Origin of the sequence: Paludibacter propionicigenes WB4 (assembly GCF_000183135.1) — a bacterium.
Lineage (GTDB): Bacteria > Bacteroidota > Bacteroidia > Bacteroidales > Paludibacteraceae > Paludibacter > Paludibacter propionicigenes.
Genome location: NC_014734.1, coordinates 1,159,134 through 1,172,708, shown reverse-complemented (window position 1 = coordinate 1,172,708; position 13,575 = coordinate 1,159,134). Strand labels below are relative to the sequence as shown.

Genomic DNA, 13,575 nt, shown 5'->3' with positions numbered 1-13,575 from the left:
ATGAGCACAGTTCAACAACAGACTACAGCGAATAACGACGAAATATCGCTGAAAGAATTGCTACAAAAAGCGAAAGAGTGGTGGCAGTACTTACTGACCAAATGGTTGATTATTCTGGTTTTCGGACTGGGAGGAGCTGTTATTGGTTTGATAACTTCGCTGCTTACTCCTCCTAAATATACCGCAAAACTCTCTTTTGCCTTGGTCGAAAAAAGTGCAGGAGGTGGTGGATTGGCAGATTTGGCGTCATCCTTTGGGTTAAGCAGCATGCTGGGCGGCGGTAGCAGTGGTGCTTTTAGCGGTGATAATTTGTTGGAAATTATGCAGTCGCCTCATACCATACAGCAAACGCTTTTATCGCCTGTAGTATATCAGGGGAAAAAGCAAAATCTGGTAGAAGTCTATATTCAGTTTAATGAACTGCGGGATAAATGGAAGAAGAAAGACAACAAAGAGTTACAAATACTCAGTTTCCCAATAGGTCAGAAACGGGAAACTTTTACCCGTACGCAGGATAGTGTTTTGAATAGTATATACGACAAGCTGATAAAATCCAATGCGCTTACTATTGCCCGTAAAGATAAGAAGCTGAGTTTTGTCAATGTCAACTTTACCAGCAAGGACGAGGTTTTCTCCAAATTGTTCGAAGAAAAACTGATGGAGGTCACTTACGGCTTTTACAAAGAAACCCGTACTGCTCAGAGCCGTGCTAATATAAATATGATGCAGGCTAAGGCGGATTCTATCCGCAGGTTGTACGAATCTTCCCTCTACCGAAGTGCAGGTTATTCGCAGGTGAATATTAATCAGGCATTGGCTTTTGCGGCTGTGCCAAAAATTAAACAAGAAAATAATTCACAACTCTACGCCACGGTTTATACCGAAGTATTGAAAAATCTGGAAACTCTGAAGCTGGATCTGGCCCGCGAAACTCCTATCGTACAAATTATCGATACACCCCGTTTTCCGTTGGAAAAGGAAAGGCTTGGGAAAGCCAAAGCCATGGCTACAGGGGGCATATTGGGGGGCTTCCTGATTGTATTCTATTTATTGGGAGCTATGTTTTTGAAGAATGCGTTGGAAGAGTGATGTGATAATGTGTTGATTTAATGATGTGTTGATGATTAATGGTAAGTAGTAAGTAGTAAGTAGTAAGTAGTAAGTAGTAAGTAGTAAGTAGTAAGTAGTAAGTAGGGTATAATAAGTTAGTAGTTGGTATAAAGAAGTAATTAGTAAGAAGTAGGTCATATAAGAAGGTAGTAGGTAATAATTTTAGGTAGATAATAGTTTGTAGCTGCTGATTGTTGTTTTGCAATGTTTTTAATTGATAATTTTAGTGTGGTCTTTCTATTCCTTGATTTTATATTCATCAATAAACATTTTAAACATAATTAAATGAATATGATTAACACTCGACTCTTCAATTGTAAAGATGAAGAATTGCCTGTTGTTTCTAAAGCTGTTGCATTTGCGTTGAAACGCGATTTTGCAGATTTTGCTGCATACTCGCCAAAATTCACTGAAGTTTATGTAACTGACTACGAAAACAAAATTACTGTTGTTACTGATTTGCTGGAACCTAAATCGGAGACACTGGCAAAGAAAATCATTACCGAAAGGTACTCTAACACGATGAATAATCTGATTGATCCTATTAATCGTGTCACTGGTTATTTAAACCTTGCTAAGGCTACTTTGAACATTACACCCGCTTCCTTTGGTTTTGCAGCTTTGCGTAAAAGCATCTTATATCATGATGTGGAAGGTGTTATAGCGAATTTGCATATTGTGTTGGCAAACATTCAAACCTATAAAGCTCCGTTGGCTGAACAAGGTTTGATGACGAGCTGATTGATGTTTTGACGGCTGCTTTCAATTCTCTGGCGGCTGATAAGCAACAACAAATCGAAATTGCCAGCAACCGCAGAAGCATTGTTCAAAATAATGTATCGTTGCTGAACGAGTTGTATAATCAAATTGGTGAAATACTCTCGGTAGGCAAAATTCTGTACAAGGCAACCGATCCGGCAAAATTGGCGGATTATACTTTTGCAGAATTACTCAAGAAAGTCCGGCAGGTAGCTAAAAGTGCAGTAAAAACAGCACAAAAAACTGTAGAAGCTGCACCAACGACTACGAATTAAATAAACAGAATATGAAAAAGAGGAATAGAAAGAATTTTTTTCATAGACTGGTTTCTTCTAAAGACATAGCAGAAGGTTCTAAAGGCATAGCAGAGGATTCTAAAGAGTTAGCAAGACATTCTAAAGGCATAGCAGAGGATTCTAAAGAGTTAGCAAGACATTCTAAAGGCATTGCAGAGGATTCTAAAAGCATAGCAAGCAATTCTAAAGATATTGCAGAAGGTTCTAAAGACATTGCAGGGAGTTCTAAAGGCACAGCAGAGGATTCTAAAGGCTCGGTAGAGTGTTCTAAAAGCTCGGTAAGACATTCTAAAGATTATATTGGTAGCTTAGAGACTGTTTAAGAGATATTTTAGAATAATAAGAAGTCATAATGATGGATTTTGATTAATTTCAAATCTACAAATAAGAAATTTTAAATGAAGATAGTAATCGTTGGAACTGGTTATGTTGGTTTAGTTTCGGGAACTTGTTTTGCTGAAATGGGCGTTGATGTGACTTGTGTTGACATTGATAGACAAAAAATTGAGAACCTGGAAAAAGGGATAATACCTATTTATGAACCAGGTCTGGAAGACATGGTTCAACGAAATATAAAAGCAGAAAGATTACATTTTACGACAAATCTGACATCAGTATTAAATGATATTCAGGTAATCTTCAGTGCGGTTGGAACACCACCCGATGCTGATGGTAGCGCAGATTTAAAGTATGTACTTGAAGTGGCTCGCACAATTGGACAAAATATGCAACAATATGTATTGTTGGTAACCAAAAGTACTGTTCCGGTTGGGACGGCATCATTAGTTCGTCAAACCATACAAATGGAACTAGATAAACGGGGAGTTTATATTGAATTCGATATAGCTTCCAATCCGGAATTTCTGAAAGAAGGCGACGCTATTAAAGACTTTATGAGTCCTGATCGAGTAGTTGTTGGTGTGGAAAGTGAAAAGGCTAAAGAGCTAATGACTAAACTATATCGTCCATTTCTCTTAAATAATTTTCGGGTAATATTCATGGATATTCTTTCTGCTGAAATGACTAAATACGCTGCAAATGCCATGTTAGCTACCCGTATAAGTTTTATGAATGACATGGCTAATCTATGTGAAAGGGTAGGGGCAAATGTCAACATGGTACGCAAAGGTATAGGAACCGATCAACGAATTGGTGGTAAATTTTTATATGCAGGTTGCGGTTATGGAGGCTCCTGTTTTCCCAAAGATGTAAAAGCATTAATTCAAACAGCCGATCAAAACGGTTATGAGTTGCGTGTACTTAAAGCGGTAGAAGAAGTAAACGCTTATCAGAAACAAGTATTGTTTCATAAGTTGGAAAAGCAATTTCAGTCAGATTTGAGCGGAAAGACTATCAGTATTTGGGGATTGTCATTTAAGCCAAATACCGATGATATGCGAGAAGCTCCATCACTGGTGCTTATTGAAAAATTACTTAAAGCTGGTTGTAAAGTTCGCGTTTTTGATCCTGTAGCTATGCCTGAGGCAAAGAAGATAATTCGCACTAAAATGGCAGAATTGATTCCTGAAGATTCTTTCAATATGTATTTTGCCAATGACATTTATGATGCGGTTTTAGATTCGGATGCTCTTATGCTCGTAACTGAATGGAAAGAATTCCGAATGCCAACATGGCCTGTTGTGAAAAAAGCAATGACAGGCTTGCTAATACTGGATGGACGGAATATCTACGATGAGAATGAAATGAATGAATTAGGATTTAATTATCAATGCATTGGTTAAATCGAGTTTTGACGATCTAATATATTAAAGATATACTGATATAAATGAAAAGAGACGAAATACTGGCATTGGTTAAACAATATTATGCCGAACAATTTGTAGAAAAGAGTTTTGAGCCTGGTAAATCAATGGTTCCCTTTGCAGGCCGAGTATTTGATGCGGATGAATTAGTAACACTAGTGGATGCATCGCTCGATTTTTGGCTAACAACCGGACGATATGCCGAAGAATTTGAAGCTAAGTTCGCGAGTTATATGCAACAAAAAAGCTGTATATTGGTTAACTCCGGTTCATCAGCCAATTTAGTAGCACTTTCTACACTAACTTCTCCCTTGTTGAAAAATAAAAGACTTAAACGAGGAGATGAAGTCTTGACGGTAGCTGCTGGTTTTCCTACCACTGTTAACCCTGCTGTGCAACATGGACTGGTGCCTGTATTTGTCGATGTGGAGCTTGATACCTTTAATGTAAAAGTGTTGGCCATCGAAAATGCACTATCCGATAAAACAAAAGCCATTATGTTGGCTCATACTCTGGGAAATACCTTTGATTTGAATGCTGTTAAAGCCATTGCCGATAAACATGGTCTCTTCTTAATCGAAGATTGTTGTGATGCCGTTGGTTCTACCTATGATGGTAAAATGGTGGGAACTTTTGGCGATATGGCTACTACCAGTTTTTATCCGGCTCACCATATAACCATGGGCGAAGGTGGTTCTGTATTAACCAGTAATCCCTTGCTAAAACGTATTGCTACTTCTATGCGAGATTGGGGACGCGATTGCTATTGCGATCCGGGTTGCGATAATACCTGCGGACGACGATTTAAAGGTCAATATGGCGATTTGCCTGTAGGGTACGACCATAAATATGTATACAGCCATATAGGGTATAATTTAAAAGTGACCGATATGCAGGCTGCTGTAGGGGTAGCTCAATTGAAAAAGCTTCCTTTGTTTGTTGAAATCCGTAAAGCAAACTTTAAAAAACTTTATGTCGGTTTAAAACAATACGAAGAGTATTTGATGCTTCCCGAAGCTACTCCCAATTCCGACCCATCCTGGTTTGGATTTCCTTTTAATGTGCGCGAGAATGACAAATTTACCCGTACAAAACTGGCTGAGTTTTTAGAAGACCATAAAATTCTTACCCGCCAGCTATTTGCCGGTAACCTGACTAAACAACCTGCCTACAAAGATGTGGAGTATCGTGTGTCAGGAGAATTAACCAATACCGACTATATCATGCGGAACACTATTTTTATTGGTGTCTATCCGGGTATTCAACAGGTTCACATGGATTATATTTTATATGTATTTGACAAATTCTTTAATTCTATACATTAATGGGCACAATAAGCAAAGCGACTGTTCTTAGTGTAAAAGAACATGGGAGTGAGATTCGTGAATATACGCTTCAATTAGGAAAAAATCATTATTTCGAAGCCGGTTTGTTTTTGCAACTGACCCTTGAAAATAAAGAAGACTATACTCGTTGGCCTGAATCACGTAATTTTAGTATTGCATCGGCATTTAAAGAAGACGGAACTATAAAATTGATTATTCGTAAAGTAGGTGTATACACTTCACGCATATTCGATGAACTTATCGTTGGAAGTACCTGTACTGTAAAATATGCCTTTGGTGACTTTTTATTGCCTTTCTTTGAAAAAAAAAAACCGATTTGCTGCATTGCCGGTGGAACAGGGATAGCACCCATTCTTAGTTTTTGCGAACAGTTGGTGCGTGATAACTATACCGATCGTTTACATGTCTTCTATTCGTTTAAAAACGAGGAGGAAATGCAAGGAGTCGATATGTTGAAATCTATCGTACCAAAAGCACAATTGCATTTATTCTGTACCCGTCAGGAAATGGCTGAATTGCCAAATAGAAGAATTGAATGGAGAGATATTCAGACCTCTAATGTTGATGTAACAGATTCGCATTTTTATATTTGCGGAGGTGAAACATTTACATCTTACTTTGCAAAGAATTTGAGTGCAGCTGGAGCAGAGAATATCTATACAGATGAATGGTAAGTACCCCTAAATCCCCTAAAGGGGACTTAAAGACCTATTCTCTTTTTAAAAGAATAGATAATAAGATATTTAATAATAATATACAAGCAGTACTAACCTAATTCCCCTTTTGGGGTTAGGGGTAATATTTTTATATGAAAGCAGTTATTTTAGCAGGTGGACTGGGTACACGGCTCAGTGAAGCCACCAATTTAATACCAAAACCCATGGTTGAAATTGGTGGTAAACCAATTCTTTGGCATATCATGAAGACCTATAGTCATTATGGTATTAATGAGTTTATCATTTGCTGTGGTTATAAGGGCTATGTTATCAAAGAATATTTTGCTAATTATTTTCGGCACAATAGTGACTTGACAATTGATTTAATAAATAACAAAATTGAAGTGTTAGATTGTCATGCTGAACCGTGGAAAGTAACATTGATTGATACAGGTTTGAATACACAAACAGGTGGACGTGTTAAGCGTATTCAGAAATATGTAGGCAATGAACCTTTTTTGCTCACTTATGGTGATGGCGTAGCCGATTTAAATATAAGGGAAACAATAAATTTACACGAAGCCTCAGGCAAATTACTTTCGGTAACAGCTTACAAACCTAGCGGAAAATTTGGAGCATTGGATATTGATCATGATGGAAAAGTAAATTCGTTTATGGAAAAACCGGCGGGAGATGGTAACTGGATTAATGCCGGATACTTTGTTTGCCAACCCGAAGTGTTTGATTATATTCCTGAAGGTGATGATGCTGTTTTTGAACGATTACCACTCGAAAATATAGCAAAAAAAGGAGAAATGAACGCCTTTAAACATACAGGATTCTGGAAACCGATGGATACTATGCGGGATAACTTTGAATTGAACGAAATGTGGGATAAAGGGAATGCTCCCTGGAAAGTTTGGTAAATAATTCATAATGTATAATTCATAATTCATAATTGTTGATGAGCATCGATATATTTGACAACTTTTACCGTGGTAAACGAGTCTTGATAACTGGGCATACGGGTTTTAAAGGTTCGTGGTTAGCTATATGGTTACATGAGCTTGGAGCTGAAGTAATAGGACTTGCATTAGAACCCTTTAGCGATCGTGATAACTTCGTTTTATCCGGCATAGGAAAAAAAATAAAAGCGGATTTACGAGGTGATATACGGGATGGTCAAAATTTGAAAGATGTTTTTCAGAAATATCAACCGGAAATTGTTTTTCATTTAGCAGCTCAACCTTTGGTACGTCTATCGTATGACATACCGGTTGAAACCTATGAAGTAAACGTAATGGGCAGTATCCATGTTATGGAAGCCATTCGGATAACGGGTAGTGTGAAAGTTGCAGTTATGATTACCACTGATAAATGTTACGAAAACCGTGAGCAACTGTGGGGCTATAGAGAGAATGAAGCTATGGGAGGATATGATCCTTACTCTTCTTCCAAAGGTGCAGCCGAAATAGCAATTGCTTCATGGAGACGCTCGTTCTTTCATCCGGATAAATATGACTCTCACGGTAAGTCTATTGCCAGCGTACGTGCGGGTAATGTTATTGGTGGTGGTGATTGGGCATTGGATCGCATTATTCCCGATTGTATAAAAGCATTAGAAGCTGGTAAAACGATTGATATTCGCAGCCCCAAAGCCATACGCCCATGGCAACATGTGTTGGAACCATTAAGCGGTTATATGCTGTTAGCTCAAAAAATGTGGAATGAACCGACTAAATATTGCGAAGGATGGAATTTTGGACCACATGCCGAATCTATTGCTACGGTATGGGATGTAGCTACCAAAGTCGTGGAAAATTATTTTAGAGAACCAAGAACCAAGAACCAAGAACCAAGACTCTCGGAAACTAATCACTTATCACTTATCACTAATCGCTATTTAAAAGATTTATCGAATCCCAACGACTTACACGAGGCTAAGCTATTGATGCTTGATATTTCCAAAGCAAAATTTCAATTAGGTTGGGAACCAAGGCTAAATATAAATCAGACGGTTGAATTGACAGTAGATTGGTATAAAAGATATAAGACTGAAGCGGTCAATAAGATTTGTTTGGATCATATTAAAAAGTTTATAAACAAATAAATGGAAACGATTTTTTTGATTGGAGGTAGTGGTTTTATAGGAAAGAATTTAGCGGTATATCTTTCTAAGGAATACAATGTATGTATTTACGACAAGTTTATTGATTACTTATTCTTTGAGAATTATCCTCAAATCTCAACGTTCCAAATGGATTTAGTTGAAGAGCAAATCCCTATAGAAGTCAATGCACCTGAGTATATCATTAATTTGGCCTCTATAGTAACAGCAGAGAGAGACTTGTCATTATTTGATGGTCTAATTTCAAGCAACTTAAAAATTTTATTGAATCTATATAACAGATTCAAAGAAAAAAAACTTAAATTATTTGTTCAGTTTGGAAGTTCTGAAGAATATGGTTCTGAGAATTCACCATTTAATGAAATTATGAGGGAAAATCCAAGTTCACCGTATGCTCTTGTTAAACAACTGACAACAAATACGGCTATGATGTTGAACCATAATTACAGTTTTCCTATAATGGTTGTAAGACCGGGAAATTTATTTGGACCATTCCAGCATAAAAGTAAATTTATACCTTATGTGATAGATTGCATGAAAAACAATCTTCCTTTGAACGTATCACCTTGTGAACAAAAACGAGACTTTATTTATGTTGAAGATTTTGCTTATTGTATTCGTTTGCTTTTAATGAATAACAATGAATGTGTAGGTGAGATTGTAAATGTGAGTAGCGGAAATAGTATTTCATTAAAAGAAATAATCGAATTTAGTAAATCTGAATTACAATCAACTTCGACTATTAACTATGGAGCTGTTCATTACCGTGAAAATGAAGTAATGGACTTAAAATGTAATATGGATAAATTTGAACGATTGACTAAACTTAAAATTGATTTTAATATTTTGAACAGGTTAAAAGAGTTAATTAAAAAATAAGATATGAGATATTTAATTACAGGAGGTTGTGGATTCATAGGTAGTAATTTGGCCGCCGAAGTTTTGCGAAGAGGTGAAGAGTTATTTATTTTTGATAATTTATTCCGTTTTGGTAGTTCTGCTAATCTTGAATGGTTGCGAAATCAAGGTAAATTTAAATATTATCCTTTTGATATTCGCAATAATAATGATGTTGAAACGGTTATAAAAGACGTAAAACCTGATTATATCTTTCATTTATCAGGACAAGTTGCTATGACAACTTCAATTGCTAATCCTCGGTTAGATTTTGAAGTAAATGCAATGGGAACATATAACCTGCTAGATGCAGTACGCAAGTATTCTCCAGAATCCGTAATACTCTATTCATCAACCAATAAAGTCTATGGTGACTTCGAAAATCTTACTTTTGACGAAACAGATACACGTTACACATGTAGAGAATACCCAAATGGTTTTCCAGAAACCATTTCTTTAGATTTTCATTCTCCTTATGGATGTTCTAAAGGCGCTGCTGATCAATACTTACTTGACTTTCATCGTATTTATGGTTTAAAAACTATTGTATTTCGTCATTCATCTATGTATGGAAGTAATCAACATGCTACTTTTGATCAAGGTTGGGTGGGCTGGTTTTGTCAAAAAGCCATTGAAATCCAAAAAGGAATTGCAAACACTCCATTTACGATATCAGGCACGGGTAAACAAGTACGCGATGTCCTTCACGGATCAGATGTAGTAAACCTTTATTTTGCAGCCAAAGATGTGAAAGACGCATATGGACAATCTTTTAATATTGGTGGTGGAATTAAGAATAGTCTTTCGTTGTTAGAGCTTTTTACTTTACTTGAACAAGTACTCGATATTAAAATGAATTATATACAATTACCTTGGAGAGAAAGCGACCAGAAAGTATTTGTTGCTGATAATACTAAAGCAGAAAGGCTATATGATTGGAAAATAATGACATCTGCTGAAGATGGAATTAAAAAAAGTATTACGTGGATTGACAATAATAAACAGAAATAATCCCTTATGAAATTATCAATACTAATACCTACATATAATAGATCAATATTTCTTTTAAAGAATTTAGAATTGTTATCTGAATATATTGTCAATGGGAGTTTACAAAATGAAATTGAAATTATTGTTTCAAATAACAATTCAAACGACAATACGCATGAAGTTATAACTCAATTTAGAAATGAACAAAAAGAAATTCGGCTGAAATACTTTTTACAGAAAGAAAACATCGGTCTAGAAAAAAATGCGCTATTTACATTAAAGAATGCAACGGGGAAATTTGTAATGTATTTAGGCGATGATGACTATATAGAACAAGATTATTTAATGCAATCATTGGATTATTTAAATAATCATCCTGAAACATATTGTGTTATTCCAAGTTTTATTTCGATAGATGTTAACGGCAATTATTTAGCTGAAGGAAGGGACAATAAATTAGAAAACAGTCATTGGAAAGCAGGATTTAATAATTGCGTTCGTAATTCATGGAGAGGTCATCAATTAAGTGGTTTGATCATGAATAGAGATGGATTGTTAGATTCCTACATCGAAAGGAAACTTGGAAATATCTACCCATTTATTTATTTTGTGGCGTATTCGTGTTTAAATGGAGATACTTTTCATTTTACAAAACTTCCAGTAAAAATTACGCAGCCAGGACAAGAAAATAAAAACTGGAATTACGGAAAAGATGGTTTGATTAACGAGATTTTTGATAACTATTTAAAATTGCCAATAAGCAATTTAGAAAGAACAATTTTGCAACTTGATATTTATAAGAAACAGTCATGGAGGTTGTGGATGTATCATAAAATAAACAATAAAGAGTTATTAAAGGCTTTTTTTTATATTTGGTTTTCAAAAAACTCAACTAATATTTTTAAATTTTTTTTCCCTATTGAGGTCGCAGTCTTATTCACTTCAGAAAAAATAAAACGAATAATAAAGTAATGACTTCTTTTCGCAAATCGCTTGGTTTTGGGATAATTTACACTGCTATTGCAAAGTATAGCAATGTGTTTTTATCGATTTCTATTGGTGCTATTTTAGCCCGTATACTTTCGCCAGCAGAATTTGGTATTGTAGCAATTGTAACTGTCTTTGTTTCTTTTTTTAACTTACTTAGTGATTTTGGAATTGGTCCTGCAGTTGTTCAAAATCAAGATCTTTCAGAGAATGACATCAATTCCATTTTTTCATTTTCAGTAATATTGGGGATTTTATTTGCTGGTTTATTTTTTTTTGCTGCATCTATAATTTCAAACTTTTACAATGAACCTAAATTAGTTAACATATCAAGATTGCTATCATTGGCTATCTTGTTTTATTCATTCCAAGTTGTACCATATGCATTATGTGAAAAGAAGTTGCAATTTAAAAAAATTGGAATTATAAGTGTTGTTGTTCAGCTATTCAGTGGATCGTTAGCAATTGTATTAGCGCATAAAGGTTTTAGTTATTATGCTATAGTATTTAAAAGTATCTTTGATGGATTCGTGACATTTATTATTTATTATTTTTTATCACCTGTAAAGATTGTTCTAAAAATAAATATAAATTCAATAAGAAAAATATTACGATTTTCATTATTTCAGTTTATGTTTAATTTTATAAATTATTTTTCTCGTAATGCTGATAACTTATTAATTGGAAAGTATTTTAGTTCAACAGCGTTAGGTTATTACGATAAATCTTATCGGTTAATGACTATGCCAGTTGCTAATTTAACTCATGTGATAACACCGGTACTAATGCCTATACTTTCTAAATATCAAAATGACAAAGAGACAGTTTATAATACCTATCTGAAAGTAGTCAGAATATTAGCTACTATTGGTTTTCCATTATCTGTTTTTTTGTATTTTTCTGCGTCCGAAATAATTAATATAATGTATGGTTCGCAATGGAATCAAAGTATTCCTGTATTTAAATTACTAGCTCTTACAGTTGGCATTCAGATGGTATTATCCACAACTGGGTCGATATTTCAAGTGATAAATCGTACTGATCTGCTTTTTTATTCTGGGTTTTTAAGTGCGATATTTATGGTTAGTGGTATTGTCTACGGCGTTTTTTTTGGAAAAAATTTGGAGGCTGTAGGATATGGATTAATCGCAGCATTTATTATTAATTTTTTCCAAGGGTTTTACATGCTAATTAGTAGAGCATTAAATTACTCGTTTATTCAATTTCTTAAATCTTTTTCTTTTCCAATGCTTGCAAGTATTGGAATGGGACTCTTACTTTGGTTAATAGGAAAATTTAGTTTTGATTCAATAATATACTCATTCGTTGTGAAATTTTTCATCGCACTATTGTTTTTTTTGTTATTTTTATTAGTCGTAGAGGAAATCGAAAATTGATAAAACAAGAATTAGATCAGTATTTCACAAAATGATGAATTATTTAATTATTAAAATGTCAATGCAAAATATTCAGTAGTTAATGAATCTGAGTGTTTCATAAATGATTATGTGTAAGTAAATATATATTGCATATGTGTAAAATATATGATTTAAAAAACAATTAAGTTATTAATTATATCTAAGATGGTTTCAATCATTATTCCAGTATTTAATCGAAAGAAATATACTGAAGCTATGATTTCCAGTATTGTAGTTCAAACAAATCCCGATTGGGAATTATTATTAGTTGATGATGGTTCAACAGATGGCACATTGGATTTGTTGAAATCATTTGTAAGCAAAGATAATAGAATAAAGTTATTTCAAAGAGATAGATTACCTAAGGGGGGACAGACATGTAGAAATATCGGGTTTGAAAATAGTCAAGGAGAGTATGTTATATTCTTTGATTCTGACGATTTAATTGCTCCGTATTGTATTGAACAGAGAATTCGTTTTATGAATGAACATAAGAATGTAGATTTTGGAATTTTCCCAGCTCATACTTTCTTTGATGAGCGAAATCATTCAACATGCAAAAAATCAGATCAGATATATGGGGTCAAACATAAAACTGATGCATTATCTTCTTTTTTAAGGCTAGAATATCAGTTTACCATTTGGACAAATATATATAGAAAGTCTTCTATTGTTGATCTTAGTTGGGATGAGAATGTGTTAATTTTACAAGATTTAGATTTTAATATATCAGCGTTAATTGCAGGGAAAAGCTTTGCTTTTGCAGAGGATTGTAAATTTGATTATTATTATAGAATACTATATAGTTCAGATACAGTTTGTGCTAATTTTGTTAGTAAAGAAAAATGTGAATCAACTATTTATTTATTTTCTAAAACTCTAGATAAATTAAGTTTTATGTCTGATTTTAAAAAATATAAACGTGATTTAGCATTTTACATTGCGTTGTATTTTGAACGTATCTTGATTGATGCTGATATTGATAATATAGAAAAGTATTTAAAATTTTGTCACCATAAATATTCTAAATCTCTCACATTTAGATTGAGCATTGTCGCAAAAGCAACAATGTTGTTTAAAAGTCCCAATGCGCGTATGAATATACCGCATGTTTTTAATATGATATTGATACCAAGAATGGGCTTGTCAAGTTTGATAAATAAGATAAAATCAAAATGATTTGATACTGGGGTTTTACCCCAAATCTCATTGACTCTTTTATCTT

At 34.3% G+C, this 13,575-nt stretch carries 14 protein-coding genes; all 14 read left to right on the top strand.

Features of this window, described 5'->3' with window-relative positions; translation table 11 throughout:
* The 14 genes from PALPR_RS04835 (at position 1) to PALPR_RS15305 (ending at position 13,529) form a co-directional block, all read left to right on the top strand.
* Positions 1-1,089, top strand: a complete 1,089-nt coding sequence (locus tag PALPR_RS04835) for a GumC domain-containing protein (protein ID WP_013444495.1) — start codon at positions 1-3, stop codon at positions 1,087-1,089.
* A gap of 312 nt (positions 1,090-1,401) precedes the next feature.
* On the top strand, positions 1,402-1,851 hold the full coding sequence (locus tag PALPR_RS04830) for a hypothetical protein (RefSeq protein WP_013444494.1): 450 nt from the start codon (positions 1,402-1,404) through the stop codon (positions 1,849-1,851).
* 8 nt (positions 1,852-1,859) lie between these two features.
* Entirely contained in the window at positions 1,860-2,144 is a 285-nt protein-coding gene (locus tag PALPR_RS04825) for a hypothetical protein (RefSeq protein ID WP_041620243.1), read from the top strand.
* An 11-nt stretch (positions 2,145-2,155) separates the two neighbouring features.
* The gene (locus PALPR_RS04820; protein WP_013444493.1) at positions 2,156-2,488 is read left to right on the top strand and encodes a hypothetical protein; all 333 of its coding nucleotides are present in this window, start codon (positions 2,156-2,158) and stop codon (positions 2,486-2,488) included.
* 75 nt (positions 2,489-2,563) lie between these two features.
* Positions 2,564-3,907: a UDP-glucose dehydrogenase family protein gene (locus PALPR_RS04815; protein WP_013444492.1), complete on the top strand. Its 1,344-nt coding sequence runs from the start codon at positions 2,564-2,566 to the stop codon at positions 3,905-3,907.
* Between the two features lie 44 nt (positions 3,908-3,951).
* Positions 3,952-5,253: a lipopolysaccharide biosynthesis protein RfbH gene (rfbH, locus tag PALPR_RS04810; protein WP_013444491.1), complete on the top strand. Its 1,302-nt coding sequence runs from the start codon at positions 3,952-3,954 to the stop codon at positions 5,251-5,253.
* The gene (locus PALPR_RS04805) at positions 5,253-5,948 is read left to right on the top strand and encodes a ferredoxin--NADP reductase (RefSeq protein WP_013444490.1); all 696 of its coding nucleotides are present in this window, start codon (positions 5,253-5,255) and stop codon (positions 5,946-5,948) included. The genes rfbH and PALPR_RS04805 overlap by 1 nt, the downstream gene beginning before the upstream one ends.
* A gap of 134 nt (positions 5,949-6,082) precedes the next feature.
* Entirely contained in the window at positions 6,083-6,856 is a 774-nt protein-coding gene (gene rfbF / locus PALPR_RS04800; protein ID WP_013444489.1) for a glucose-1-phosphate cytidylyltransferase, read from the top strand.
* A 38-nt stretch (positions 6,857-6,894) separates the two neighbouring features.
* Positions 6,895-8,040, top strand: a complete 1,146-nt coding sequence (gene rfbG, locus PALPR_RS04795) for a CDP-glucose 4,6-dehydratase (RefSeq protein ID WP_013444488.1) — start codon at positions 6,895-6,897, stop codon at positions 8,038-8,040.
* Positions 8,041-8,937 carry an NAD-dependent epimerase/dehydratase family protein gene (locus PALPR_RS04790; RefSeq protein WP_013444487.1) on the top strand — a complete coding sequence of 299 codons (897 nt, stop codon included), beginning with the start codon at positions 8,041-8,043 and terminating at the stop codon, positions 8,935-8,937.
* Positions 8,938-8,940: 3 nt separating this feature from the next.
* Positions 8,941-9,966: a GDP-mannose 4,6-dehydratase gene (locus PALPR_RS04785; protein ID WP_013444486.1), complete on the top strand. Its 1,026-nt coding sequence runs from the start codon at positions 8,941-8,943 to the stop codon at positions 9,964-9,966.
* A gap of 6 nt (positions 9,967-9,972) precedes the next feature.
* Complete coding sequence (locus PALPR_RS04780) at positions 9,973-10,917, top strand: glycosyltransferase family 2 protein (protein WP_013444485.1); 945 nt, start codon at positions 9,973-9,975, stop codon at positions 10,915-10,917.
* Entirely contained in the window at positions 10,917-12,329 is a 1,413-nt protein-coding gene (locus PALPR_RS04775) for a lipopolysaccharide biosynthesis protein (protein WP_013444484.1), read from the top strand. Before PALPR_RS04780 ends, PALPR_RS04775 begins: the two co-directional genes overlap by 1 nt.
* Before the next feature lie 186 nt (positions 12,330-12,515).
* Positions 12,516-13,529 (top strand): glycosyltransferase family 2 protein, encoded by a 1,014-nt coding sequence (locus PALPR_RS15305; RefSeq protein WP_013444483.1) that lies wholly within the window; start codon positions 12,516-12,518, stop codon positions 13,527-13,529.
* Positions 13,530-13,575 lie beyond the last annotated feature (46 nt).